We start from the raw sequence: 25,693 nt of genomic DNA on the forward strand, positions 1-25,693 counted from the left end.
CGGCGTGATGCCGGAGAAGTTTGGTGCCCCTGAACGTGCGGCGCTGATGGTGCTGATGCTGGAGAACCGCAAGCTGCTCAACACCGAGCTGAAAGATCAGGTGAGGCTCGCCAAGGCCGGCCGTGAGAAGTTGAACGAGGCCGGCCTGATCCACACGGACAACACCGTCACGCCGATGGTCCACGAGATCACGGACGAGGGAATCTCGTGGTGCCTGAGCGATCTCGTCAGTGGTGACTTGCCGCCCAGGTCGACGTCGCACGCGCGGGCCACCTTCGGGCTCCTCAAGAAGTTCGTCCTGCACCACCAGGAGCGCGGCGACCTCGTCGAGGTGTTCCGGTCGAGGGATCTGGAGTCGTTGATCCGCTCCGTCTACGAGGACCTGGCCGTGGAGCCGCAGGACTGGATCCGGCTGGCGCGCATCCGGCCTCGTCTCAACGGCGCGGACAAGGGCGAGGTCGACGTCGCGCTGGTGAAGATGATGAAGACCGGGACGGTCCACTTCGCGCCCGAGTCCAACACGAAGGTGCTCACCGCCGAGGACCACGCCGCCGCGCTGCGGGTCGGAAGTGAGGATCTGCACCTCGTGGCGATGGAGGAATCATGACCGCACAACTGCGGGAGGCACTCGCCGCGCTCAGGTTCAACTCCGCCGAGACCCCGGACGACGTCTGGCGCACCTCTCCGTTCCATGTGGACGGTCTGCACACGAGGGCGGAGCACCGCATCAGGACGGGCATCGCGGATGCCAGGGACAGCCGGGACTCGAACCCCATCGGGCTCGTGCTGCAGGGACGCAAGGGCGTGGGCAAGACGCACCTGCTCGGCACGGTCCGCAGCATGGTGCAGGGGACCGGCGGCTACTTCTTCCTGATCGAGGTCACCTCCGCGGTGATGTTCTGGGAGGACGTCGCCGACGCGATGCGCAGCGAGTTGCTCAGGACCGACGACAGCGGAGAACTCCAGCTCGTCGTCCTGCTGCGGCAACTCTGCCGCGGCGCGGACGTGCCAGAAGAGGTCACTCGCGCGATCGTCAACGAGGCCACGTTGACCCCTGAGCACCTGCGTGTGCTCATCGCCGGTCTGCGCAGGGTGGATGCCCGGATCGCAAGCGAGTGCGAGGACGTCATCCGGGCACTGGTCCTGTACACGTCGAGCTACTCGGCAATCGGCCGGACATACCTCGAAGGTCTCGAGGACGGGGTTGCCGAGCGACGTGAGTGGGGCTTGTCGGCCAGGCCGAAGCCGGCACAGCACCTGGTGCGCGACATCTCGCGCGTGCTCGCCATGACGGGTCCGTGTGTGATCGCGATCGACCAACTGGACACCGTGGTCAACAAGAGTCAGGAGCGCATCGAGGACGAGATCAACCCGGAGGAGGCGCGGGAGCTCGCGCTCATCTCGGACGGGTTGATGCAACTCCGCGAGATCACTCGTCGAACGTTGACCGTCGTGGCCTGCCTGCCGACCACCTGGAAGAAGTTGAGCAAGGCCGCGAGCGACACCGTCGGCGACCGGTTCACGACGACCCCGGTCCTCGGCGCGATCATGGACCCGGCGATCGCGAAGACGCTCGTCGAGAAGTGGTTGACCGTGATCTACCGGAGCAAGGAGATCACACCGCCTCACTCGACCTGGCCGATCGCCGCTGAGGCGTTCGGCGAGCACTGGCAGGCGGAAACACCCCGCACCCTTCTCAAGCGCATCCACCTCCACGCGGAGGCGTGCCTGCACGGCGAGATCCGGGAACTCCGCTCGTTCCAAGAACCTTTGACGGAGGAACCGCAGGCGTCGGTCGCGACATTCGTGGCGGAGCCGCTCTCCGAGGAGGGTTACCTCTCCGAGCTCGATGCCAAGTTCAGGCGGTTGCGGGAGAGAGCCGCTCTCGCCGCCGCAGACGTTCGTCCGCACAACGAGGACGACGTCATGCCGGAGTTGCTGCTGGCCGGGCTGAGGTCCTGGGTCACCGAGATCGGCAACGACGACCTCGCGTGGCACCCCGAACCCCAGTCCGCGGACAAGAGCCTGCACGCGAGCCTGCGCCACACCGTCGACGAGGAACGGGACGTCGAGGAGCGCTGGGTCTTCCGGCTCATCGCGAGCAGCCACGGCAACCGGGTCCTGCGCAAGCTGCGCGACGCGCGGGCGGCGGCCGAGGACGGACGCGGGCGGCACCTCGTCCTGATCCGCAACGGCTCCAAGGGATGGGCCGGGGCGAAGACCAAGGGCGAGGTCGCGGAGTTCGAGAAGCGCGGTGGCAAGAGCATCGACGTGTCCGACGACGATCTGCGCACGTTCATCGCGCTCAAGGAGATGTGGTCGTCGCAGTCGCACCAGCTGCTCGCGTGGCTCGTGGCGCGGAAGCCGGCCAGCAGCACCACGTTCCTGCAGGTGATCCTCCCGGACCCGGTGAGGAGTGGCGCGAGGAGCGGACACCAGGAGACACGGCCGCCGCCGCGACCAATGCCCGAGCCACGATCCAAGCCCCAGTCGAAGGCACAACCGAAACCGCTACCCGAGCAAGGACCACGATCGCAGCCCAAGGTCGAGAGACAGGTGCCCGGGGCGAGTGACGGGGCGATCCTGCTCGGGATGGACGGGGAGATCCGGATCGAGCTCGAGTCGTTGCGCAAGCACGCGATCGTGTTCGCCGGGTCTGGCAGTGGCAAGACCGTGTTGTTGCGGCGGATCGTTGAAGAGTGTGCGCTGCAAGGGGTTTCGGCGATCGTGCTCGATCCCAACAACGACCTCGCGCGGCTCGGGGATGCCTGGCCCGAGGTGCCGGGGGAGTGGCGGGCTGGTGATCCGGCGCTGGCCGCCGAGTACCTCGCCGGTACCGAAGTCGTGGTGTGGACGCCTGGGCGGGCCGGTGGGCGGCCCTTGAGTTTTCATCCGCTGCCTGACTTCGCGCTGGTTCGGGGGGATGAGGATGAGTTCGAGGCAGCTGTCGAGGCTGCTGTTGCTCGGTTGGTGCCTCATGCCCGGATCGCCAGTGAGACGAAGTTCGCTGTTCGGGGGCGGGCTGTGCTCAAGGAGGCGTTGAAGCACTATGCGCGCAATGATCGCAGGGATCTGAACGGGTTGGTGGACCTGTTGGCCGAGTTGCCGGACGGGGTCAGCAAGTTGTACTCCGCCACGGCTACCGCGGCGGATCTGGCCGAGACGTTGCGGGCCGCGATGGTCAACGATCCGTTGCTCGCCGGGACCGGTGAGGCTACTGATCCCGGGGTGTTGTTCGAGCCTTCCGCGGGGAAGAAGGCCCGGATCTCGGTGGTCAGCTTTGTCGGGTTGCCGTCCGACGAGCAGCGGCAGGGGTTCATCAGCCAGTTGCAGCTGGAGGTGTTCGCCTGGATCAAGCGGAATCCCGCTGTGGATCGGCCGCTCGGTGGGCTGATGGTGATGGACGAGGCGCAGACGATCGCGCCTTCCGGTGGTGCTTCGGCCAGTACGCGGACGACTATTCTGCTTGCGTCGCAGGCGCGGAAGTACGGGCTTGGGTTGTTGTTGGCGACGCAGGCGCCCAAGGGTGTGCACAATCAGGTGACCGGGAATGCGACCACGCAGTTCTTCGGGCGGTTGAACAGTCCGGCGCAGATCGCCGCGGCCACGGAGATGGCTCGGGCCAAGGGGAGTTCGATCTCGGACATCTCGCGGCTGGAGCGCGGGCAGTTCTACGTCACCGGCGACACGTTCGGGTTCCGGCGGATGCGGGCGCCGTTGTGCCTGAGTCACCATCCGCCCAGTCCGTTGCGGCTGGAGGAAGTGATCGAGAGAGCCCGGCAGTGAACGAGGGCGGTGCCCCCTGAACGTTGGGGGCACCGCCCTTCGGTCTCACAGCGCGGTGAGCATGTCCTCGATTCGTTGCCACAGCACGGGTAGCTGTTCGGCTGAACCGACCAGCACGACGAAGTTCACCCTCTCGTTGTCGCTGTCGACCTGCAGCGCGTACACCGCGTCGCCCGCCCGTTCGACGCGCAGGGCGATCGTGCTGTCGCCCTGGTGCAGGGTGCCGGTGAGGCCGCGTCCGGCCAGTGCGGGTGAGGCCGCGGCGAACTGTTCGGCCAGCTGGCGCAGGGCGTTGCCCGCGGGTGCCGGCTGCTTGTGCGCTTCGGCCAGATCGGACACCAGGGCGCGCTCCTCTCCTGCGGTTTCCGCGGCTTCCACGCGGGCCACGAGGGTGTCGACGAGGTGTTCGTCGGCGCGCAGGTAGATCACGTCCGACGACGCGGGCGGCTCGCCGGTCAGGACCGGGAGCACGTGGTCGCGGTCCACCAGGTCGTCCACTGTGGACACGAACGGCACCAGGAAGCGCACCCGGGCCTGCGGCAGGTCGTTGCCCTCCAGCACCGTCAGGCCGCGCTGGCGGCAGGCCTCGACCACCTCGTCGACGACGGCGCGCTGTTCTTCGGCGAACGACACGGCGATGTCGTAGGTCGCGGATTCGGTCACTCGAACCTCCTCGGTGAGTTCCGGCCGGCGGCCGGGCGCGCGCAGCATTCACCGGGGTTGTCGACCAGAAGTGGATGAGGAGTGGACGCGTTGACCACCTCGGTGGGCAACGGGAAACACCTGGTTCCACGCTTTTCGAAGACGAATGCTCGAAGGGAGCCCGCAGAGAGCGGGCGAAATCCGGAAATCAATTCCGATCACCTTCGGAGGATTCGCCATGTCCAAAATCGTGTCCACTGTCGCCGCCGGCGCCGCCACGCTCCTGACCGCGATCGCCATCGCGGGCTCCGTTTCCGGTGGTGTCGCGGCCAACGCCGACGACAACCCGCCGCCGCCCCCCACCACGACCACCACGGAAACGCAGGACGGCGGCGGCAACGTGTGGCACGGCTGAGGTAGTCGTGAAATCGCCCCGGCCCTATTTTCAGCAGGGCCGGGGCGATTGCCTCGCGCACGTTCGGATGATGTACTCGGAACACGCCGGAAGGGGAGGTAATCGTGGCCGCGACCTTTGGTGAGTTGTTGCGCCGGCATCGCATCGCCGCGGGTTTGTCGATGGGGCAGCTGGCCAAGCTGATCCACTACAGCAAGGGCTACCTCAGCAAGATCGAGAACGACCTCAAACCACCCACCCCGACGGTCGCCAGGTTGTGCGACGGCGTGCTGGAGGTGGGAGGTCTGCTGGTCGAGGCGGCGATGAGGCCGGCCTCCAGCGGACGCAGACACGTGCTGGTCGCCGGGACGATGCTCGGCGCGAGCACGATGCTCGGCGTCGCGCCGCTCGGGGGCGGCGGGGCGCGGTCGGTCCCGGACGAGATGGTGCTCGCCGGGATGCGCACGTCGTTCGAGACGCTGCAGGGCCTCGGTCTGCGGACCAGCCCGCTGGTGCTGGTCGAACCGCTGAAAGCCTTGCAGCACACGGTGCACGGGATGGCGCGCGAGAACACCGGGCCGGTCGGCACGCGGTTGCTGCGGCTCGCGGCGCGCATCGCCGAGTACACCGGCTGGATGTGCCAGGAGGCCGGGGACGAGCCGAACGCGCTGTGGTGGACGAGGCACGCGTCCGAACTCTCCCGCGCGGCAGGCGATCCCGACATCGCCGCCTACGCGTTCGTGCGGGAGGCCGGGCTCGCGCTCTACCGGCAGGACGCGGCCTCCACGATCAGCCTCGCCCAGCAGGCGCAGTGGATCGGCAGCGCCGGGTCGCGGGTGCTCGCGCTGGCCGCACGGCGTGAGGCACAGGGACATGCGCTCGCCGGCGACCGGTACGGGACGGAGAGCGCGTTCGACCGGGCGGCGAACCTGATGGAGGCCGTCGACCCGGACGGCCCCTACCCGGCGCTCGGTTCCAGCGCGCCCGATCCGCTGGAACTGGCGAAGGGGTGGTCGCTGTCCGACCTCGGGCTCAACGAGGAGGCGGCGGCCGTGCTGGACCGCCAGCTCGCGTTGGTACCGGCCACGTCCCGCCGTTCCCGGGCCAGGTTCGGCACGCGCAGGGCACTCGCGTACGCGTTGTCAGGCGAGGTGGACGAGAGCTGCCGGACGCTCGCGTCCGTGCTGGACGACGCGGCGCAGGTCGACTCCGCGACGGTGCGGACCGACCTGCGGCAGCTCGCGAGAACCCTGGGGCGGTGGCACAACCACGGCGCGGTCCAAGAGGTCTACCCGGATCTGAAGCGCCTGCTCACTCACCGCTGACGCAGTCGCACGTCAGCGCCGCCCGTTCGGCCCGCACCTCCTCGGCCTCGGCTTGTCCGAGCTCGCGGAAGAGCGCTTCGGCGGAGTCCCAGTGTGCGACGGCTTCGGCGTGACGTTCGAGCGCGTGCAGCATCCGGGCGACGCCGAGCTCGCCGTGCGCCTGGTTCGTCAGGTTGCCCGTGCCGGTGGTCTCGCGCAACGACTTCTGGAACAGGAGCAACGCCGCGGCCCGGTCTCCGCCGTCCCGGACGGTGGCGGCGTGGTCGCGGTAGAGCCGTGCGTTCAAGTCCGGGTCGTGCAGTCCTGCCGCCGCCTTGGCCGCCAGGCCGTGGTGGTGCAACGCTTCGGTGAGCCTGCCCGCGAGCCGGTGGGCGTCGGCGATGTTGGTCAGGGCGAAGGAGGCTGTGCTCGCATCGCCGATCTCGTCGGCGATGTCATGTGCTTCCAGGTGGATCGGGATGGCCCCGTCACGGTCGCCGAGGTGCTGCCGGATCGCGCCGAGGTTGTTGAGCGCGTGCGCGAGACCGAGCCGGAACTGGATCTTCCGGAAGACCTCGACGGCTTCGTTGTGCTGCGCCAGCGCGATGTCGTAGTGGCGGTGCTGTTCGTTGATGAAGCCGAGCATGGTCAACGCGTGCCCGCGGCCGCGCTGGTCGCCGCACTCCTCGCACTTCGCTTGCGCGGCCTCGAAATGCTTCAACGCCTGGTCGTGCAAGCCGAGCTGGAGGGACGACACGGCGAGCGCGCCCAGCGTCACCGCTTCGCCCGCCACGTCGCCGAGCCGGGTCCAGCGCGCCAACGCCTGCTCGGCCAGCTTCAACGCCTCCGCGTGCCGCCCGCACCTGTCGTTCGCGGTGGAAAGGCGTTGCAGCACATGCGCTTGGCTGTAGTCGTCGTCCGTGCGCACGTACTTGACGGCCTCGATCCAGTCCTCGAAGAGGTTCAACGTGAGGAAGTGCCGCCAGATGAGCGCAGCCAGCCGCCACGCCTGGTCCGAGCCGGAACGCCGGATCGCGGCCATCAGGTTGTCGCGCTCGGCGGTGATCCACGTCAGCGCCTCGCCCTCGGTGGTGAAACTGAGGCCGTGCGGGCTTTCGCGTTCTGGGGAAGGCAGTGCGAGGCGGTCGAACGGGTGGGCGACACTCACCGCGCCGGCCAGCGTCACGAGGTAGAAGTCCAGCAGCCGCGTCAAAGCGTCGGCGGGTACCTCTTCCTGGGCGGCGAACTCCTTGATGGAGTCGAGCATCTGGTAGCGGTCCGGCGCGACCTCTTCGAGCAGGCAGACCTCGTGCAGGTCGTAGAGGAGCTTGCGGGTGGTGGCGACGTCGTGGTCTGCCAGCGCGGCCGCGCCGATCAGGTCGACGTCAGGGCCCGGGAGGTGGCCGAACAGGCGGAAGAGCCGTTGCTGCTGGTCGTCCAGCTGCTGGTAGGAGGTGTGGATGGCGGCGGTGCCCTCCTGCCACGACCCGCTGTCGTCCATCAGGCCGAGCAGGTGTTCGAGCGACCACCTGTCGTGCTTGCGCAGCAAGGCCGCGGCGACCGTGATGGACACCGGCAGGTAGCCGCAGCGCTTCACCAACCCGGCCACGGCCTTCGACCTGCCGTGCACGCGTGGTCCGGTCAGCGTCAGGAACAGCGCCTCGGCGTCGTCGCGCGGCATCGGGGACAGCCGGACGTGCTCGCTGATGTCGGGCTCGCCCATCCTGCGGCTGGTGACGATCGCGAAGCAGTCGCGTGCCTCGGGCAGCAACGGGCGGATCTGTTCGGGTGACGCCGCGTTGTCCAGCACCACGAGCGTTTTCGTGCCGTAGAGCTGGGTCTGGTAGAGCGTTGCCTTGCGGCCCTCGGTGTCCGGGATCTGTTCGGGCGGGATGCCCAGCTCGGTCAGGAGTTGCGTCAACGCCTCCGACACCGACATCGGGGCCACGTTCGGCGTGAACCCGTTGAGGCCCACGAGGAGCTGTCCGTCGGGGAAGCGGTGGCGCAGGCGGTGCGCGGCCTCGACGGCGAGGCCGGTCTTGCCGACGCCGGGCGTGCCGCTGATCCACACCGCGCGGCGTTCGTTCGATCCCGCGGCGGCGGCCTCGATCGTGCCGAGTTCCCCCGACCGGCCGGTGAAGCCGCCGGGACGGGTCGGCAGCGAGCTGGCCGGTTCGCCGCGGCGGGCGCGTTCGGCGAGGTTGCGCAGCACGGTTCCGGGTTCGAGGCCCAGGTCGGCGAGCGCTTCGGACGCGGCGTCGAAGGCCTTGATCGCCCCGACGCGGTCGCCGCCCGCGATCAGCGCGCGCATCAGCAGTTCCGTGTACTTCTGGTGGGCAGGCTGGAGGCGGACGGCGCGGCGCATCCGGTCGCGGGCCGAGCGGTGGTCGCCGGTGACGAGCTCCAGTTCGGCGAGGTCGCCGAGCGCGTCGAGGTGGGCCTCGTCCGGCGGGATCACCTCGGTGCCGCCGATCCGGTCGATGTTGATGTCCTCCAGGAAGTCGCCACGCCACAGCGCCACCGCCTTGCGCAGCAGTGCGACGGCACGCCTTTGGTCGTTGTCCTGCAGGGCCTGGGCCGCCTCGGCGCGCAGCCGTTCGAAGAGGACCGCGTCGATCCGGTCCTCGTCCACGCGCAGCACGTACCCGGTGGCCGTCCGCTCGATCAGCGCGTCGGTGCCGTCGAACGCCTTGCGCAGCTTGTTGATGTACCCGCGCACCAGCGTCCGGCGTTCCGGGTTGTCCGGCCACACGATCTCGGTGATCCGTTCGGGTGACACGGGTTTGTTCGCGTTCAGCAGGAGCACGACGAGGATGAAGCGTTGTTGCTGGTCCCCCAACGGTATGGCGGCGTGGTCGTGCCATGCGTCCAGTGGGCCCAGCATTCGAAATTCCACGCCGCCTCCTGCTCTGAAGCTTCCGTCTGGGTGGAATGTCGCGCAAGGCCGCTTCCGCGTGTCAGGGAATCATCTTTTTGTCCACGTTTGATCAACGCGATCCGGTAACGGTGCACGTCATGGTGCCCGATGTGTTGCCGTGCTACCTGCTGTGCGACGTGTCGTTCTCGATGAGCGACCACATCGACGAGGTCAACGCCGGAATGCGCGAGTTCCGCGGCGTGGTGCACGCGGATCGGCGCGCTGCCGCGCAGATCCGGCTGTGCGTGGTCGCATTCGCGGAAAGTCCGCTGGTCGTGCGGCCTTTGCAGCCCGCACTCGACCCGTCGGAAATCATTCGTCCTCGCCAGGAATCGGGATCCGACTTCGGGTCCGCGTTCACCCTGGTGCGCACCGTCATCGAACGCGACGTGCACGCCCTCAAGGAACAGCGGTTGCGGGTGCGCCGCCCGATGCTGTTCTTCGTCTCCGACGGCAGGCCGACCGATCCGGCCTGGCCCGCCGCGCTGGCACGGCTGACGGCCACCGCGTCGTGCCCGGAGATGATCGCGTTCGGGCTCGGCGCGGTCGACCAGCCGACGCTCGGCCGCATCGGCACCTCGCGCGTCTTCCTCGGCCGCGACGGCGTCCGCCTGGGCAACGCGCTGGCCTCTTCGGTCGCGCGGACGGTCCTGCGAGCGGAGCACGTGTGACGAATCCACGGCGTGTCCACTTCTCGTCCACACGCCCACCGCAACCTGCCCCCGCCGCACGTGAGAGAGCACGGGAGGAGATCGGGATGATGACGAACCTGGTCCGGGAGCTGAAGACCCTCCGCAAGGGACGGGGCGTGCACGCCGGACGGATCGCGGACAGGGTCGGCCCGTCGCTGGCCGCCGCCTGCGGGATCACCAGCGCGGACGGGTCGGTCGCGGCGAAGCAGAAGCTCGTCACGCGGCTGACCGAGCTGGTCGAGCAGCTCCCGGAGGACCTGCAGCTCGCGGCGCGGGCGGCGTTCGGTCTCATCGCCGACGTCCGGCAGCCGCTCTACCAGGAGCGCGTCACCTGGGTGGCCGCACGGATCGACCGCGACTCCCGCACCGTGCGCCGGCGCGTGGACGAGGCCGTGGAGCAGCTGGCCGAGCTCGCCGCCACGACGTCCCCGCGCACGGACGGCGGCTGGCACACCGCGGAGCTCAGCGTCGCGGTGGTCCTGGACCAGGGGCAGCCGGAGGTGCTGGAGCGCTACCAGGTCGTCGCCGACCAGGACGGCGTCGACTCGCTGGACTTCGCCCCGGTCTTCCCCGTGCGGCGGCGCGACGTGGACGTGCACCTCCTCTACGGCGGCACCCTGCAGGAACGCGGCGACGGCATCCGGCCCGGCTTCACGCTGATCCCGGCCGAACCGCTGGCGCGCGGCGTGACCCACGACTTCGCGATCCGCTACCGGATGTCGCACCGCGACGCCATGCACCCGTGCGTGCTGCACGTGCCCGAACGGCCGTGCGAGCTGTTCGACCTGCGTGTGCGGTTCGAGCACGACCGCAAACGGCTGGTGCGGGCGTTCGACGGGGTGCTGGTGCAGCGGTCCGACGGCGAGCCGGCCGGGATGGCGCAGGCGGTGGACCGGGCGGGAGAGGTCCACCTGCGGTTCCGGCGGCTGCTGCCCGGGCTGCTCTACGGGGCGCGGTGGGGGAGCGCGGCGGTGTGCGCGGCGCGCCGGGCGTCATGAGCGGCGGGGCTCGTACCAGGTCTCGCCCACCGGTTCGCCCGCCATGTTCCACGCCCAGACGCGGGTCGGGGTGATCCGGCTGTAGACGCCCGGACCGACGAGGCCGACGCGGTCCGCCGGGTCGTCGGCGACGCCGTAGACCCGGATCGCCCTCGCGACGAACGGGGTGAACGAGACCAGGTCGTCGACCACGAGCGACACCTGGCGGCGGCCGGCGGTGATGTTGCGGAACTTGCGGGTGTTCCTGACCTGGTCACCCACACCGCCGACCCAGAGGTGCGTGCCGTCGTACTCGAACGCCACCGGCACCACGTCCGGCTGGCCGTCCTCGTTGACGGTGGCGAGGCGGGCCAGGGGTTGTTCGCGCAGGTAGGCGATCTCTTCGTCGGTGAACATGTACCTATGAGAACAGCAGGCCGCGATTTCGACCATCAGGCGGCGGTCACGACCCTCAACGCCCACGGCACCACCGGGTCGAGCGTGTGCAGCCGGTCGCACAGCCTGGTGTCACCGACCAGCACCCCTGAGGCGAGGCCCGCCGCCACATCGGGCTGACGGCTCAGGTAGGTCTGCTGCAGCGTCCCGTCGCGGAGGCGTTCGTAGTCCTCGCGCCAGTGCCAGCCGACGCCGGGATCGAGGCGGGTGTTGGCCGCGTAGGCCGCGCCGCCGTTCGCGATCTTGCGCTCGTACTGGTCGTAGCCGCGGTCCGGCACGTGCAGGATGTCGATGCCGGCCGTCGTCATCGGGCCGAGGCGCGGGCCGGACACGCCGTGGTTGCCCTGGTCGACGGTGACGTCCGGATCGCCGCGGTGGCAGGTCTTGGGCCCGATCCTGGTGCCGCGCGGCGACAACGACGCGGTGTCGCGCAGGACCAGCCGCCGCATCCAGCCACCGCCGGCGGACGGGTCGGCGACCAGGTTGTCGCGCCGCATCTCCACCACCCCGAACGCCGGGTCCACCGCGCCGAGGTCGTCGCGCAGCGAGGTGGACGCGGGCCAGAAGAACTCGTCGGCGTCCGCGTTGACCACCCAGTCCGCGCCGTGCACGGCGGCCGCGCGGCGGGCCATCGCGGTCACCCAGCGGCCCTGCTCGTAGTCCTGCGACGGTTCGTGGTGCAGCTCGAGCGCACCCGCGTCGCGGTAGGCCTCCAGGACCTCGACCGTGCCGTCGACCGAGCCGTTGTCGGTCGCGACGACGAGGTCCACACCCGCCGCGAGGTGGTGTTCGATCATCGCGGCGACGACGTCGGCCTCGTCGCGGACGAGCAGGGTCATGATCAGGCGCACCCGGACAGCCTACGGACGGGGCCGGGGCATGCTGGAGGGATGCGCCCGTTGATCCTGCTCGACGTCGATGGCCCGCTCCACCCGTGGGCCGCGAACCCCAAACCGGACCGCTACCGGCTGTTCGAGATCAAGGCGGGCTGGCGGCGGAGACTCCGCGTCTGGCTCGACCCGGACCACGGCCGCCAGCTGAGACAGCTGGCGCAGGACACGGGAGCCGAACTCGCGTGGGCCACGACGTGGCTGCACCGGGCGAACACCGAGATCGGGCCACGTCTGGGCCTTCCGCCGCTCAAGGTGATCGAGTTCCACGACGCGACCGGGTGGAAGTACCCGGCGGTGGCGCGCTATGCCTACGAAAGGCCCCTGGTCTGGTTCGACGACGACTTCGGGCTGCACGCGTCGCGCCGCGAGGAGTTCGTCCACAAGCGACGGCGGTTGACCACCGCGCTCATCCACGTCGATCCGGCCACCGGGATCTCGGCACAGCACCTCGCCGAAGCTCGGAAAGCATTCAGCGGTCACCTCTGAGGCACCGAGAATTCACGGTTGGAGTCGAGAAGGTCTCAACCGGCGCGGCTGGCTTGACAACGAAAGCATCCCGAGCCAATCCTCCGCTGGTGCTGAAGCGAGGGAACGTCACGACGAAGTTGATTGGCGTCGGCGCGTTGGTGCTGGCGGTGGCCGCATGTGGCGCCCCGCCCGCCAAGGAGACGCCCGCCGGCGCCGCCGGGACCGCGAAGTCCGCGAGTGAGCTCGGTGGCATGGACAAGCTGGTCGAGGCCGCGAAGAAGGAGGGCAAGCTCAACGTCATCGCGCTGCCCCCGGACTGGGCCAACTACGGGAAGGTCATCGAGGCCTTCAAGGCGAAGTACGGCATCGAGGTCAAGTCCGACCAGCCGGACGCCTCCAGCCAGGAGGAGATCAACGCCGCCAAGCAGCTCAAGGGCACCGACCGCGCGCCCGACGTGTTCGACCTCGGACTGAACGTGGCGCTGGCCAACAAGGACCTGTTCGCTCCCTACAAGGTCAGCACGTGGGAGGACATCCCCGCTGAGCTCAAGGACGCGGACGGCGCCTACTACGGCGACTACGGCGGCTTCATGTCGATCGGCTACGACGCCGCCAAGGTGCCCGCGCCGACCAGCGTGAAGGACCTGCTCAAGCCCGAGTACAAGGGCAAGGTCGCGCTCAACGGCGACCCGACGGCCGCCGGTGCCGCGTTCTCCGGTGTCGTGATGGCGGCGCTGGGCAACGGTGGTTCCGCCGACGACATCGCGCCCGGTGTCGAGTTCTTCAAGCAGCTCAAGCAGGCCGGCAACTTCCAGCCGGTCGACCCGTCGCCCGCGACGATCGAGTCCGGTCAGACGCCCGTCGTCATCGACTGGGACTACACGAACGCCGCCCAGACCGACAAGCTCAAGGGCAAGCTCGACTGGAAGGTCGTCGTGCCCGCCGAGGCGCAGATCGGCGGCTACTACAACCAGGCCATCAGCAAGGACGCGCCGCACCCCGCGGCCGCGCGCCTCTGGCAGGAGTTCCTCTACTCCGACGAGGGCCAGAACCTCTACCTGCAGGGTCTCGCCCGCCCGGTGCGCCTCGACAAGATGGGCGACAAGGCGGACAAGGCGGCGAAGGAGAAGCTGCCGAAGACCGACGGCAAGCAGGTGTTCCAGACGCAGGCCCAGGCCGACAAGGCCAAGGCCGTCCTGACCGCGACCTGGGCCCAGGCCATCGGATGACCTCGGTCGCTCCCGTAGCGGCGGCGAAGCCCGGCGGTTCCACCCCCAAGAAGGGTGGGGCCGCCGGTCGGCCGTCTGCGGCCGCGTGGCTCGTCGCGGTGCCGTTCCTGGCGTTCGTCGGCACCTTCCTCGTCTACCCCACGGTGCTCGTGCTGTTCGGTGCCTTCCAGGACTCGAACGGCGCGTTCACGCTCGAGAACCTCACGACCCTGTTCACGGGTGTCGTGTTCGACGCGTTCGTGCGCAGCATCGAACTCTCCGCGCTCACGGCGGTCATCGGCGCGATCTTCGGCGCGCTGCTCACGTGGGCGATCGCGGTCGGCAACCCCGACGGGATGCTGCGCCGGACCGTCGTCGCGGGCAGCGGTGTGCTCGCCCAGTTCGGTGGCGTGCCACTGGCGTTCGCGTTCCTCGCGACGGTCGGCTTCGAAGGTCTTGTCACGAAGTTCCTGCGTGACAACGTTGGCATCGACCTGTTCGCCGGCAGCGCGTGGCTGTTCGAGCTGCCCGGCCTGACGCTCGTCTACACGTTCTTCCAGATCCCGCTGATGGTGATCGTGTTCCTGCCCGCGCTCGACGGTCTCCGGCCGCAGTGGCGCGAGGCGAACGCGAGCCTCGGCGGCACGAGCTGGACGTACTGGCGCCACGTCGGCGGACCGATCCTGACGCCGCCGTTCCTCGGCGCGCTGCTCCTGTTGTTCGCCAACGCCTTCAGCGCGTACGCCACGGCCGCCGCCCTCGTCTCGCAGGGCAGCCCGATCGTGCCGCTGCAGATCCGCGGGTTCCTCACCGGCGAGGTCGTGCTGGGCCAGGAGAACCTCGGCAAGGCGCTCGGCCTCGGCATGGTGATCGTGGTCAGCATCGCCATGGGCGTGAACGTGCTGCTGCAGAAGAGGGTGGCCAAGTGGGTTCGCTAGTGAAGCAGCGCGTCCTGCGCACGATCGTCCTGCTGGTCCTGGGTGTCTACTTCATCCTGCCGCTGATCGCGATGGCCGAGTTCTCCACGCGCGGCAGGGAAGGCAGCCGCAGCCTGGAGTCGTGGACGTCCATCGTCGACGACGAAGGGTTGATGGAAGCACTCGTCAACTCGTTGCTGTTGTCGGTGACGTCGGCGGTGCTGATGCTGGTGCTGCTCGTGCCGACGATGGCTTGGATCCGGTTGAGGCTCCCGCAGCTGCAACGGTTCGTGGAGTTCCTGTGCCTGCTGCCGCTGGCGATTCCCGCGATCGTGCTGGTGGTCGGCATGGCGCCGCTCTACGCGTGGGTGAACTACTTCCTCGGCGACTCACCGCTGACGCTGACGTACGCCTACACGATCCTGGTGCTGCCGTTCGCCTACCGCGCGGTCGACGCCGGACTCTCCGCGATCGACCTGAAGACACTGGCCGAAGCGGCGCGCAGTCTTGGCGCGTCGTGGTTCACGGTGCTGTGGAAGGTCGTCGTGCCGAACATCCGCGTCGCACTGATCGGTGCTTCGCTGCTGAGCGTGGCACTGGTGCTCGGCGAGTTCACCATCGCGTCGCTGCTCAACTTCGACACGCTGCAGGTGCAGGTCAACCTGCTGGGCAAGCGGAACGCGGGTGTGTCCATCGCGGTGTCGTTGCTGTGCCTGATCTTCGCGTTCGTTCTTCTTTTCGCACTTTCCTACGTCGGCCAGCGGCGCCGTCAGACCGTGGTCGAGGAGTGAAGATGGGTCACCTGGTACTCAAGGGACTGCGCAAGACGTTCGGCGACAACACCGCGCTGGACGGTCTCGACCTGGAACTGGCCGAGGGCGAACTCGTGTCGCTGCTCGGCCCGTCGGGCTGCGGCAAGACGACGGCGCTGCGCATCGTCGCGGGCTTCGAGACGTCCGACTCGGGCACGGTCACCGTGGGCGGCAAGGACATCACTCGCGTTCCGGCCAACAAGCGGGACATGGGCATGGTCTTCCAGGCCTACAGCCTCTTCCCGAACATGACCGCGGCGCAGAACGTCGCGTTCGGCCTGAAGATGCGCAAGGCCGACTCCCGCAAGGCCGGTGAGTTGCTGGAACTGGTGGGGCTGGCGCACCTGGGCGGTCGCTACCCGCACCAGATGTCCGGTGGTCAGCAGCAGCGCATCGCGCTGGCCCGCGCGCTCGCGATCCAGCCGCGCGTGCTGCTGCTCGACGAGCCGCTGTCCGCGTTGGACGCCAAGGTCCGCGTGTCGTTGCGGGACGAGATCCGTCGCATCCAGACGGAGCTCGGCATGACGACGCTGTTCGTCACGCACGACCAGGAGGAGGCGCTCGCCGTCTCCGACCGGGTCGGCGTGATGTCGCACGGACGTCTGGAGCAGCTCGACACCCCGTCCGTGGTCTACCGCGAGCCGAAGACCGCGTTCGTCGCGCAGTTCGTCGGCGTCACGAACTCGGTGGAGGCCAAGGCGGAGGGCCAGACCGTCGTGGTCAACGGCGTGACGGTGGCGGCCTCGCACGACCAGCCGTCCGGCAGCGACGTCCGGTTGATCGTGCGCCCGGAGGACATCGGCGTTTCCGCGCACGACGGCGACGCCGGTGGCAAGATCGTGGGCGACGTGCTGACCCAGTCGTTCCTCGGGCCGGTCACGCGGATCTCGGTCAGGGTGGGGGAGCAGGTGCTGCGCATCGACCAGCCCTCCAACACCGCCGCCGCGTACCAGCCGGGCACGCGGGTCGCGCTCGACCTCAGCGAATCAAGGATCATGGTGGTGCCCGGATGATCAAGAAGCTCCTCGCGCGCGACACGGCGGAGGCCCATCGGGTCGCGACGCCGCTGGAGCTGCTGTTCGACCTGAGCTTCGTGGTGGCGGTCGCCCAGGCCGCCGCCTCGTTGCACCACGCCGTCTCCGAGAACCACGCCGGGGCCGGCCTGCTGGCGTTCTGCATGGCGTTCTTCGCGCTGTGGCTGCCCTGGCTGAACTTCACCTGGTTCTCCAGCGCGTTCGACAACGACGACACGCTGTACCGGATCATCACGATGGTCCAGATCGCCGGTGTCCTCGTGATCGCGGCCGGCATCCCCGCCGTCTTCGAGCACCAGGACTACCGGATCGTCGTCGGCGGCTACGTGGTCATCAGGCTCGCGATGGTCACGCACTGGCTGCGTGCCGCGCGGGACAACCCGGAGCACAAGGCGTGCGCGTACCGGTACGCGGGCGGCATCGCGGCCATGCAGGTGCTGTGGGTGTTGTGGCTCTTCATGCCGCCGGGCCTCGCGCTCGCGTTCTGGGTGCTCGGCATGCTCGCCGAGCTGCTGATCCCGGCCTGGGCCGAGAGGACGACCGCGACGACGTGGCACCCGCACCACATCGCGGAGCGGCACGGCCTGTTCACGCTGATCGTGCTCGGCGAGTCGATCCTGGCGGCCACGCTCGCGTTCCAGAAGGGCTTCGACAGCGGCGTCAACCTCATCTCGCTCGCCGCGGCCTCGCTCGTCATCGTGTTCTCGGTGTGGTGGATCTACTTCGAGGCGCCGGCGCATCTGCACAACCTGAAGAAGGCGTTCCTGTGGGGGTACGCGCACCTCTTCATCCTCGGCTCGATTGCGGCACTAGGTGCGGGGCTCGCCGCTTCGGTGGACTACGACCTGCACATCTCGCACGCGCCCGGGACGACGGTGGCCGCGTTCACGACGGTGCCGCTGGCGGTGTTCTTCCTGTGCGTCTGGTACGTGCAGGACTGTCCCGGCCAGTCCGGGGTGCGCAAGTACCTGCTGCCGCTCGGGTCGGTGGCGGTGCTGGCGGCGACGTTCGGGCCGGCGCCGATCCACGTGACGGCGGGGATCGCGCTGGTCCTGGTGGTCGCGACGCGCCTGGTGCTCGGGCAGCCGCAGCGCGTCGAGGTGTAGTCCCGGACGGTCTGCCGGGGAGGGGAGTTCGGCGGGTTCGCCTTGTTCTGACACGAGTGGTGCGATGATCGTCACCATGACCGGTGTCCGTGAACTCCGCCTAGTCGTCACCGCGGCCGACTACGACGAGGCCCTGCGTTTCTACCGAGACGTGCTGGGGCTCGAGCAACGGGCGGCGTTCGCGTCCGACGGCGGGCGGGTCACGATCCTCGAGGCCGGGCGGGCGACGCTGGAGATCGCCGATCCGCCGCACGCCGAGTTCATCGACGAGGTCGAGGTCGGCACGCGCGTCGCGGGGCACGTCCGGATCGCGTTCGAGGTGGACGACTCCGCGGCGACCACCCGTGAGCTGGAGGCCGCAGGGGCCGAGGTGATCGCGGAACCGACGCGCACGCCGTGGAACTCGCTGAACGCACGACTGCAAGCGCCTGCCGGGTTGCAGCTGACGTTGTTCCAGGAGCTGGGCGAGTAGATGACGATCTCCGCTGCCGGGTACCGCGACCTCGCGAACCGGGACGTGCTGGCGTGCGCCGTGGTGACGGTCGCCGCGAAGTTACCGATGTCGATGACGCCGCTGATGATGGTGTTCCTGACGAGAGGGCTGCCCGGCGGGTACGTGCTGGCCGCGTCGCTGGTCGCCGTCTACGTGCTGGGCGAGGTCCTCGGCGCCGCGCTGCTCGGGTTGTTCCTCGACCCGTCGCGGATGCGCGGGCAGTTGTCGGTCGGGCTGCTCGTCGGCGCCGGGGCGTTCACGACGCTGGCGCTCACGCAGAACGTGACGGTGCTGGCGATCGCGGCGTTCGTCGCGGGGGCCGGGCCGTCGACGACGCCGGGCGGGTTGCGGGCGATGCTGCTCGGGCTGGTGCCGGACGCGTTGGTGCCCAAGGCGATGGGCTTCGACGCCATGATCACGCAGGTGGTGTGGGCGGTGGCGCCCGCGCTGGTCACGGTGCTGGCGCTGAGCGTCGACCACCGGGCGCCCGTCGTGGTGTCGGTGTCGCTCGTCGTCGTGGCGGCGTGGCTGGTGTTCATCCTGCCGCGCGGGCACGTGACGTCGCGGTCGGGGACGGCGAAGCCGCACGTGGTGGCGTCGGCGTGGCCGATTTACCTGGTGAGCGCGGCGGCACTGGCGCAGCTCGCGGTCGCCGAGCTCGTGCTGCCCGCGTTGCTGGAGCACCGGGGGATCGCCATCGGCTGGATCGGGCCGTTGCTCATGGGGTTCGCGGCGTGCAGTGCGCTGGGGGCGGTGCTGTACGGGCTGCGGCCGTGGCCGGGATCGTTGCGCACGCAGGGTTTGGTGCTGCTCGTCGTCACGGCGACGTGCGTCGGCGCGCTGGCGTTGTTCCCGAACCTGCCGGGCATCGCGGGCGCGTTGCTCGCGGCCGGGCTGTTCCAGTCCGGGGTGCTGGTGACGCGCAGTCTCGCGTTGCGCGAACGGCTTCCGGTCGGCGCGCACGCGGCCGGGTTCTCGATGATGTACGCGGTGACGGGCGCGGGCTACGGGCTCACGGCCGTCGTCGCCGCGTGGGCGATGGACGTCGGCAACCCGGTGTGGGCCGTTTTCGGTGGTGTCGCGGTGACCCTGGTCCTGACAGCAGTCAGCGCGGCTGCCGAACGCCGGCAGCCGCGCTGATCTGAGAGGGCTTCTACCCGCGGTAGAAGTTGCCCTGGGTCTGCACGTTCAGCTCGTCCGTGCGGAACAGCTTCGCGACGAACGTGCGCGGGTCGCGCATGTCGATGACGTCGAAGCCGCGGCCCATCTCCGAGGAGTAGATGTAGCCGTTGTACCAGTAGGTCGACCAGGTGCCGCCGCCCTGGAGGTTCGGCATCGGGCCGCGCTCGAAGAAGCCGATCTCACGCGGCTTGGCCGAGTTCGTGAAGTCCCACACCGAGATGCCGCCCTGGTACCAGGACTGGACCATGATGTCCTTGCCGGGAACCGGGATCAGCGAACCGTTGTGCGCGACGCAGTTCTCCGAGTCGGTCTGCATGCGCGGGATCTTGTAGTAGGACTTGAACACCAGCTTGCGGTCCTTGCCCTTGCCCACGATGTCGTAGATGCCGTTGGCACCGCGGTTCGGGCCGATCTTCTCGTTGCACGTCGCCGCGCCACCGCCACCGAGCTCGTCGGTGAAGACGACCTTGGTGCCGCTGTTGTTGAACGTGGCGGAGTGCCAGAACGCGAAGTTCTTGTCGTCCTGCACGCGGTTGATCTCGACCAGGTTCTCCCGGTTGGAGATGTCCCACAGGACGCCGTCACCCATGCAGGCGCCGGCCGCGAGGTCGAGCTGCGGGTAGACGGTGATGTCGTGGCAACCCGAGGTGGCCGTGACGTAGCCGGTCTCGATGCTGCCGGGCTCGCCGTCGTTGCCGCCGTCCGGGAAGAGGACCGGTGCCTTGAGCAGCGAGGCAGCGGACGGGTTCTTCACCGGCACCTTGACGATGGAGATCTTGTCGTGCGGCGGCTGGCAGTCCGGGAACGTGGCGTTGGGCGAGTAGGAAGAGACGTAGAGGTACACGTCCTTCTTGTTCTTGCTCGGCACCATCGTGTGGGTGTGCGAACCGCAGGCGGTCTCGACGGCCGAGACGTACTTCGGGGCCTTCTTGTCACTGATGTCGAAGACCTTGATGCCCTCCCACGACTCCTTGACCGTCGCGGGCTGGGACACGCTGCTGCACGAGTTGTCGCTGCGCGACGAGTCGGTCGACAGGAACAGCAGGTTCCCGTACACCGAGATGTCGTTCTGCGAGCCGGGGCACAGGACCTGGCTCTTGATCGTGGGCTTCTTCGGGTTGCGGATGTCGTAGATGACGAAGCCGTCGTAGTTGCCGACGAACGCGTAGTTGTCCTGGAACGCGATGTCGGTCTGCGTCGAGTTGAGCGGAGCCTGCTTGTCCAGGTGGGCGACCGGGACCATGTTGCGGCTGCGGCTGATCTCGTCGACGCCCGGAAGAGCGGCGGACCCGTCCGCGCGCGACTCGAGCTGAGCCTCGCTCAGTCCCTTGCCGTCCGCGGGCAGGTCGGGCTCGGCGTACGCGGGCGCGGTCACCGTCGACAGCGTCAGCGCGAGCGCCCCCAGAACCGCCAACGACGCTCTGCGCCGCCCGGCAGTTGCGCGTGAAGTCACAGCTGTACCCCCTCAGTACGGGTTGGTGAGGGGGAGTATGACCCTTTCGCCTTGCTAAGGGCCAGCTTCTTTCGGAGGGTTCTGCACTCTTTGTCCACGCTCGAAGGGCAGGACGTACTTCATGGAGTGATTGTCCGGATTCGCACCGTCACCGGCAGTATGCCAAGTCGCGAGTCCCGTGATCACGGCGCGGCGAACTGTATTGTCCGAAGCATGCGCTCTGGGGTGTTGGTCATCGTGGCGGCGATCGCGCTGCTCGCAGGCTGTTCGTCCGAACCCGAGGCGGCGCCCGTCATCGCGCCGGACACTCCCGGCGGCTCCGCGCCGACGGTCGCGCTCTCCGACGTGACCGGGGTGACCCCGGCGCCGCCGAACGACGCCGACCGCCAGTACGTGGCGATGATGATCGCGCACCACGAGCAGGCGCTCGCCATGACGCGGTTCGCCCCCGACCGCGCGCAGAACGAGACGGTGAAGGGCCTCGCGGACCGCATCCGGTTCAGCCAGGAGCCCGAGATCGGCGCCATGAAGCAGTGGCAGCGGACGTTCAACGCCATCGGCACGCACGGCGACCACTCGTCGATGCCCGGCATGGCGACGCAGGACCAGCTGACCGCGCTGGGAGCCGCGCGCGGCAAGGACTTCGACCGGATGTTCCTGGAGCTGATGATCAAGCACCACGAGGGTGCGGTCAAGATGGCGACGGACGTGCGCGGGGCCGGCACCAACGTCCAGGTCGAGGAGATGGCCGACGACGTGGTGGCCACCCAGGACGACGAGATCAACCGGATGAGGAAGCTGCGGGCAGAGCTGTGAGGCGGGCGCGGGCCTGGGCGGCGTCCGCGTGGTTGAGCCGTTCGTAGATCTCGAGCGCCTCCTGCCAGACGCGGCGGGCCTCGTTCACGCCACCAGTCGCCAGATGGGTGTCGCCGAGGTTCACCAGGGTGGTCGCGATTTCGAACTGCTCGCCGATGGCGGTGAACACCTCCAGCGACTGCCGGTAGTGCTCGATCGCGCCGGAGAAGTCGCCGTCGTGGTGCAGGTTGTAGGCGATGCTGTCGAGCGTGCTCGCCTCACCGAGCTGGTCACCGCATTCCCGGTGCAGCGCCAGTGCGGTCCGGCAGTGATCGAGGGCCTGGGCGCGGTCGCCGAGCAGCCCCAGGTACCAGCCGATCTGGTTCATCGACCCGGCGTGCCCGGAGACGTCGCCGAACCGCTCGCTCAGGTCCGCCGCTCGCCGCGCGTGGTGCAGCGCACCGGCCAGGTCCTCCGTCGTCTCCTTGCAGAACGCGTAGTAGCGGTGCACGCGGATCTGTCCGTCGATGCTCTCGGTGAGCTCGTTCAACCGGAGGGCTTCAGCGAGATGGGTCTCGGCGGCGGCGGGATCGCCGAGCCGGAGTTCGGCGTGGGCGAGCAGTTGGTTCAGCAGCGCCGCCGCCCGCTCGTCGTCGAGGCGGCGCGTGGCGGTCAACGCGCTGCGGAGCAGACCGGCCGCCTGGTGCCAGCGGCCGAGGATGTCCATGAAGTTGTAGACGCCCCAGGTGATCTGCCACGCGTGCCGGTCCTCCCTGCTCGCCAGTGCGAGTTCGCTCAACGCGATCAGCACCTCGATCTCCGTGTCCAGCCACAGCTGTGCGCTCGTCCGGTCATCCGTCGTCTCCGGCACGACCCCGGCCGCCGGTGCGAGGACGTCCACCTCGGACAGGAACGGGTGCAGCACCCCGGCCGCGCCGACCGCGCTGTGCAGGTAGTGGTCGAGCAGGCGGCGCAGGCCCTCCCTGCCCTCCGCCTCGCCGGCCAGGTCACGGGCGTGGGCGCGGACGAGGTCGTGCAGCTCGTAGCGTCCGGGCCTGGTCTCGGTGATGAGGTTGGCGGCGACCAGTTCGGCCAGTGGGGGAGCGCCCGCGGCGAGACTCCGGGCCGCGGCGGCGGACACGTCCGGGCCCGGATGCACGCCCAGGAGGCGGAACAGGCGTTGTGCGGCAGGGGAAAGCCGGTGGTAGGACCAGTCGAAGACGGACCGGACACTGGTCGTCTCCTCGCCGGTGTCGAGGAAGTCGAGCACGTCGTCGTTCGCGAAGTCGTCGGCGAGCGCGGTCAGCGAGTGCTGCGGGTCGGCGCGGGCGGCCACGATCGCGAGGGCGAGCGGTAGTCCACCGCACCGCGCGGCGAGTCTCGACAGGGCTTGGGGTTCGGCGGTGGCGCGGGCGCCGATCCGCTGGGACAGGACGTCCTGCGCCTCCGCGTGGCTCAACGCGTCGATCCGCACCCTGGTGGTGCCGTCGAGGTCGTCCATCCGGTTGCGGCTGGTGATCACCACACGGCAGGCGGGGTCGTCCGGCAGCAGCGGACGCACCTGGTCGGCGTCGCGGGCGTTGTCGAGCAGGAGCAGCATGTTCTTGCCGCGCAACAACGTCCGGTAGAGCTCGCCCTGTTCGTCGGTGCCCGCGGGCAGGTTGTCCGGTGGCACGCCGAGCGCGCCGAGAAAACCGCGGATGGCGTCCTCGGCGCGTGCGGGTGCGGTCGGGTCGAAGCCGCGCAGGTTCACGTGCAGCTTGCCGGCGGGGAAGTCGGCCTCGTTCGCCCATTGCAGCGCGAGGGTGGTCTTGCCGGCGCCTCCCACGCCGCTGAGCAGGGTCACCGGACCGGAACGGCGCAACGCGGCGAGTTCGCGGTCACGGCCGGCGAACTGGGCCAGCGGTGCGGGAACCTGGCGCGGCACCGGCACGAGCGCCTCGACGGCCTCGCGTTCGCGGGTCAGTTCCCGGGCGGTCGTGCTGACCGCGTCGATGCCCTCGAACGGGTCGCCGCGCCACAACGTGAGCGCCTCGGCGTGCCTGCCCTGGTCGCGCAGCGCGCGGAAGTCGATCAGGTCCGAGTCGGTGACGTGGGCGAGGTACCCGGTCTCGTAGGTGCGGATGAAGTCCGCCTCGCCCAGCGCCCGCCGGAGTCTGCTGATCGCGGTGCGCAGGGCCTGGGTGTCGCCGAGTTCGTGCAGCGGGACGACCTCGTTCGCGCGGGCGACGAGGAGCGCCAGCAGGTCCCGTCCGCGGCCTGCGGGCAGCGCGATCGGCTGCCCGCTCACCTCGACCGCGAGCGGGCCGAGCACAAGGAAGCGGACGTCCCCCACGCGGGGATTATCGCCTATTCGGTGCGCTGGCGCGGCAGCACCATGTCCTCCGCGTGCGTGAACCGCTCCGGCTCGTTGCCCGTGACCAGGCGTGCGATCGTGCGGTGGCCCTTATGCGCCTCGCGGAACGCGTCGGAGGCGACCCACGCGCGGAAGGCCTCCTCGGACTCGAACTCGTTGACCGAGACGTACGGCTGGTCGTCCTGCGTCGGCTTGAGCAGCGTGCTGCGCAGCAGGCCGGGGACTCCGGGCAGGTGGGTGCGCATGTTGCCGCGGAAGTACCGCTCGAACTCCTCGGACATGTCCGTGTTCACGAACATCCGGTTGGTCGCGATGAACATGCTGGCCTCCCTGATCCCGACGCTCTGTCGGGAACTATTCCAACTCCCCGTCGGGAAATCAAGCGCGATACGATCCCGATGTGCCGAGGATCAGCGCAGACACCGTGGCCGAGCACCGCGCGAACCGGTTGCGCGCCCTGCTGGACGCCGGGCGCGACATCGTGGCGACCGAGGGAGCGGAGGCGCTGACGCTCGCGTCGCTCGCCAGACGGGTCGGGCTGTCGCGGCCGAGCCTCTACGAGTACTTCCGGTCGCGCGAGGAACTGGTCGCCGCGATCGTGTCGGACGCGCTGCCGGAGTGGGCGGACAAGCTGGAGGACGCGGTCAACAGCGCGTCGTCCGTGCCGGAGAAGATCGAGGCGTACCTGCGCACCGAGCTCGCGATCATCACCGACGGCAGCCACGGCGCGGTGGTGGCGTTGTCCGCGCACACGCTGCCGGACTCGTCGCGCGAGCAGATCCGTGCCGAGCACGAGCGGTTGCTGGCGCCGCTGGTCGGGGTCTTCAAGACGGCCGGGGTCGAGCGCGCGCCGTTGCGGGCGATGCTCGTGCACGCGATGGTCGAGGCGACGTCGCGGATGATCACGCCGGGCCGCAACGAGCACAACGAGGCGGTCATCCGGACGCTGCTCGACCAGGTGGTGCACGGGCTGGACAAGCCCATCAGCTGAACGGCACGACCTCGCCGTGGCGGACGAGTTCGCCGTAGTGCGCCGGGTTCAGCGGTTCGAGCGCCAGGTCCAGCAACGCCGTCGCGGCCTGGGCCGGGGCCGGGGCGGTGCTGACGTCCCACCACAGCGCGGACGTGGGTGTGTTGATCATCCCCGGACAGGCGGCGGCGATCAGGATCCCCCGTGCCAGGTCGTTTTCGCGGCGTTCGTCCGCGAGCACGCGCACGGCGGCGACCTGGCCGATCTTGGACGGGATGTTCACGAACCCCGGCCACGCCCCGGCCCTCGCCCTGCCGTCCTTCACCTCGTCGCGCCAGCGGGCGATCTGCTCGTCCAGCTCGTCCAGAGTGGACGGTCTGGTGAACCGCCTGTGCAGCACCGGTGCGAGGTGGTGGAGGGTGCCGAGCGAGCTCGCGACGACGACCAGCCTGCCGTTGTCGTTCAGCAGCGGGGCGAAGGCTTTGAGGAGCCTCGTGGTGCCGAAGTTGTTGACCTCGGTGTAGGTGTCGATGATCGCGCGCGGGTCGTCGTCGGGGCCGACGCGCATCACGGCGTTGCCGAAGACGACGTCGATGCCGCCGTGCCGTTCTTCCAGCTGTGCGGCGAGTCTCGCGGCGGCGTCCGGGTCCGCGACGTCCAGGAGTTCGCCGCGGACCCTCGCACCGCCGCCGGGCATCGACCGCACGGCCTCGGTGATCCGGTCGATGTTCCTGCCGGTGAGGTAGACGGTGTCGGCGGGCTCCAGGCGCTGGGCGAGTCCTTCGACGAGGGCCAGGCCCAGGCCCTGGGTGGCGCCGGTGACCAGTGCGACTGTCAT

The 25,693-nt window shown here is 69.2% G+C and carries 24 protein-coding genes; 16 read left to right on the top strand and 8 right to left on the bottom strand.

All coding sequences use genetic code 11. The features are described 5' to 3' along the window. Positions 1–7: 7 nt before the first annotated feature. Both IEY88_RS17725 and IEY88_RS17730 read left to right on the top strand, forming a co-directional pair. Positions 8–607 (top strand): hypothetical protein, encoded by a 600-nt coding sequence (locus IEY88_RS17725; RefSeq protein WP_189155844.1) that lies wholly within the window; start codon positions 8–10, stop codon positions 605–607. Next, entirely contained in the window at positions 604–3,786 is a 3,183-nt protein-coding gene (locus IEY88_RS17730) for an ATP-binding protein (RefSeq protein ID WP_189155845.1), read from the top strand. The genes IEY88_RS17725 and IEY88_RS17730 overlap by 4 nt, the downstream gene beginning before the upstream one ends. A gap of 45 nt (positions 3,787–3,831) precedes the next feature. Here the strand turns inward: IEY88_RS17730 and IEY88_RS17735 are convergent, their stop codons facing one another. Next, positions 3,832–4,449, bottom strand: coding sequence for a hypothetical protein (locus IEY88_RS17735; protein ID WP_189155846.1), 618 nt, complete (start codon positions 4,447–4,449; stop codon positions 3,832–3,834). Between the two features lie 217 nt (positions 4,450–4,666). On the opposite strand from IEY88_RS17735, the gene IEY88_RS17740 reads away from it, so the two are divergent. Then, positions 4,667–4,843 carry a hypothetical protein gene (locus IEY88_RS17740; protein WP_189155847.1) on the top strand — a complete coding sequence of 59 codons (177 nt, stop codon included), beginning with the start codon at positions 4,667–4,669 and terminating at the stop codon, positions 4,841–4,843. Positions 4,844–4,947: 104 nt separating this feature from the next. After that, entirely contained in the window at positions 4,948–6,147 is a 1,200-nt protein-coding gene (locus IEY88_RS17745) for a helix-turn-helix domain-containing protein (RefSeq protein ID WP_189155848.1), read from the top strand. Here IEY88_RS17745 and IEY88_RS17750 read toward each other — a convergent pair. After that, positions 6,134–9,022, bottom strand: a complete 2,889-nt coding sequence (locus IEY88_RS17750; RefSeq protein WP_229693481.1) for an AfsR/SARP family transcriptional regulator — start codon at positions 9,020–9,022, stop codon at positions 6,134–6,136. The two genes, IEY88_RS17745 and IEY88_RS17750, sit on opposite strands and share 14 nt — an antisense overlap. A gap of 119 nt (positions 9,023–9,141) precedes the next feature. Between IEY88_RS17750 and IEY88_RS17755 the strand changes: the two genes are divergently transcribed. Beyond that, positions 9,142–9,714 (top strand): vWA domain-containing protein, encoded by a 573-nt coding sequence (locus tag IEY88_RS17755; protein WP_189155849.1) that lies wholly within the window; start codon positions 9,142–9,144, stop codon positions 9,712–9,714. 86 nt (positions 9,715–9,800) lie between these two features. Next, the gene (locus IEY88_RS17760) at positions 9,801–10,733 is read left to right on the top strand and encodes a hypothetical protein (RefSeq protein WP_189155850.1); all 933 of its coding nucleotides are present in this window, start codon (positions 9,801–9,803) and stop codon (positions 10,731–10,733) included. Here IEY88_RS17760 and IEY88_RS17765 read toward each other — a convergent pair. Next, entirely contained in the window at positions 10,728–11,129 is a 402-nt protein-coding gene (locus tag IEY88_RS17765; protein ID WP_189155851.1) for a PPOX class F420-dependent oxidoreductase, read from the bottom strand. The two genes, IEY88_RS17760 and IEY88_RS17765, sit on opposite strands and share 6 nt — an antisense overlap. Positions 11,130–11,164: 35 nt before the next feature. Beyond that, on the bottom strand, positions 11,165–12,019 hold the full coding sequence (locus IEY88_RS17770; RefSeq protein ID WP_189155852.1) for a glycosyltransferase family 2 protein: 855 nt from the start codon (positions 12,017–12,019) through the stop codon (positions 11,165–11,167). A gap of 39 nt (positions 12,020–12,058) precedes the next feature. Here IEY88_RS17770 and IEY88_RS17775 point away from each other — a divergent pair, with 39 nt between their 5' ends. The 8 genes from IEY88_RS17775 to IEY88_RS17810 all read left to right on the top strand — a co-directional run bounded on the left by IEY88_RS17775 (position 12,059) and on the right by IEY88_RS17810 (position 19,239). Further along, entirely contained in the window at positions 12,059–12,547 is a 489-nt protein-coding gene (locus tag IEY88_RS17775) for an HAD domain-containing protein (RefSeq protein WP_189155853.1), read from the top strand. Between the two features lie 89 nt (positions 12,548–12,636). Beyond that, the gene (locus IEY88_RS17780) at positions 12,637–13,758 is read left to right on the top strand and encodes an ABC transporter substrate-binding protein (RefSeq protein WP_229693482.1); all 1,122 of its coding nucleotides are present in this window, start codon (positions 12,637–12,639) and stop codon (positions 13,756–13,758) included. Continuing rightward, complete coding sequence (locus IEY88_RS17785) at positions 13,755–14,675, top strand: ABC transporter permease (protein ID WP_229693483.1); 921 nt, start codon at positions 13,755–13,757, stop codon at positions 14,673–14,675. The genes IEY88_RS17780 and IEY88_RS17785 overlap by 4 nt, the downstream gene beginning before the upstream one ends. Continuing rightward, positions 14,663–15,445 (top strand): ABC transporter permease, encoded by a 783-nt coding sequence (locus tag IEY88_RS17790; protein WP_229693484.1) that lies wholly within the window; start codon positions 14,663–14,665, stop codon positions 15,443–15,445. Before IEY88_RS17785 ends, IEY88_RS17790 begins: the two co-directional genes overlap by 13 nt. 2 nt (positions 15,446–15,447) lie before the next feature. Beyond that, positions 15,448–16,479: an ABC transporter ATP-binding protein gene (locus IEY88_RS17795; protein ID WP_189155854.1), complete on the top strand. Its 1,032-nt coding sequence runs from the start codon at positions 15,448–15,450 to the stop codon at positions 16,477–16,479. Beyond that, positions 16,476–17,606: a low temperature requirement protein A gene (locus IEY88_RS17800; RefSeq protein WP_189155855.1), complete on the top strand. Its 1,131-nt coding sequence runs from the start codon at positions 16,476–16,478 to the stop codon at positions 17,604–17,606. The genes IEY88_RS17795 and IEY88_RS17800 overlap by 4 nt, the downstream gene beginning before the upstream one ends. A gap of 76 nt (positions 17,607–17,682) precedes the next feature. Next, positions 17,683–18,078, top strand: coding sequence for a VOC family protein (locus IEY88_RS17805; protein ID WP_189155856.1), 396 nt, complete (start codon positions 17,683–17,685; stop codon positions 18,076–18,078). Next, positions 18,079–19,239 (top strand): MFS transporter, encoded by a 1,161-nt coding sequence (locus IEY88_RS17810; RefSeq protein WP_189155857.1) that lies wholly within the window; start codon positions 18,079–18,081, stop codon positions 19,237–19,239. A 13-nt stretch (positions 19,240–19,252) separates the two neighbouring features. Here the strand turns inward: IEY88_RS17810 and IEY88_RS17815 are convergent, their stop codons facing one another. Further along, positions 19,253–20,695, bottom strand: coding sequence for an LVIVD repeat-containing protein (locus IEY88_RS17815; protein ID WP_373294110.1), 1,443 nt, complete (start codon positions 20,693–20,695; stop codon positions 19,253–19,255). 252 nt (positions 20,696–20,947) lie between these two features. Here IEY88_RS17815 and IEY88_RS17820 point away from each other — a divergent pair, with 252 nt between their 5' ends. Continuing rightward, positions 20,948–21,550: a DUF305 domain-containing protein gene (locus IEY88_RS17820; RefSeq protein WP_189155858.1), complete on the top strand. Its 603-nt coding sequence runs from the start codon at positions 20,948–20,950 to the stop codon at positions 21,548–21,550. On the opposite strand, the gene IEY88_RS17825 is transcribed toward IEY88_RS17820, so the two are convergent. Together IEY88_RS17825 and IEY88_RS17830 are read right to left on the bottom strand one after the other, a co-directional pair. Beyond that, the gene (locus IEY88_RS17825; protein WP_189155859.1) at positions 21,516–23,864 is read right to left on the bottom strand and encodes an ATP-binding protein; all 2,349 of its coding nucleotides are present in this window, start codon (positions 23,862–23,864) and stop codon (positions 21,516–21,518) included. The genes IEY88_RS17820 and IEY88_RS17825 overlap by 35 nt on opposite strands. A gap of 14 nt (positions 23,865–23,878) precedes the next feature. After that, a complete protein-coding gene (locus IEY88_RS17830) occupies positions 23,879–24,205 on the bottom strand; it encodes an antibiotic biosynthesis monooxygenase family protein (RefSeq protein ID WP_189155860.1) in 327 nt (108 codons plus the stop codon). Between the two features lie 80 nt (positions 24,206–24,285). Between IEY88_RS17830 and IEY88_RS17835 the strand changes: the two genes are divergently transcribed. Beyond that, positions 24,286–24,876 (top strand): TetR/AcrR family transcriptional regulator, encoded by a 591-nt coding sequence (locus IEY88_RS17835; protein WP_189155861.1) that lies wholly within the window; start codon positions 24,286–24,288, stop codon positions 24,874–24,876. Here IEY88_RS17835 and IEY88_RS17840 read toward each other — a convergent pair. Further along, the gene (locus tag IEY88_RS17840) at positions 24,869–25,693 is read right to left on the bottom strand and encodes an SDR family NAD(P)-dependent oxidoreductase (RefSeq protein ID WP_189155862.1); all 825 of its coding nucleotides are present in this window, start codon (positions 25,691–25,693) and stop codon (positions 24,869–24,871) included. The two genes, IEY88_RS17835 and IEY88_RS17840, sit on opposite strands and share 8 nt — an antisense overlap.

This window comes from Lentzea pudingi, assembly GCF_014646255.1.
Classification (GTDB): domain Bacteria; phylum Actinomycetota; class Actinomycetes; order Mycobacteriales; family Pseudonocardiaceae; genus Lentzea; species Lentzea pudingi.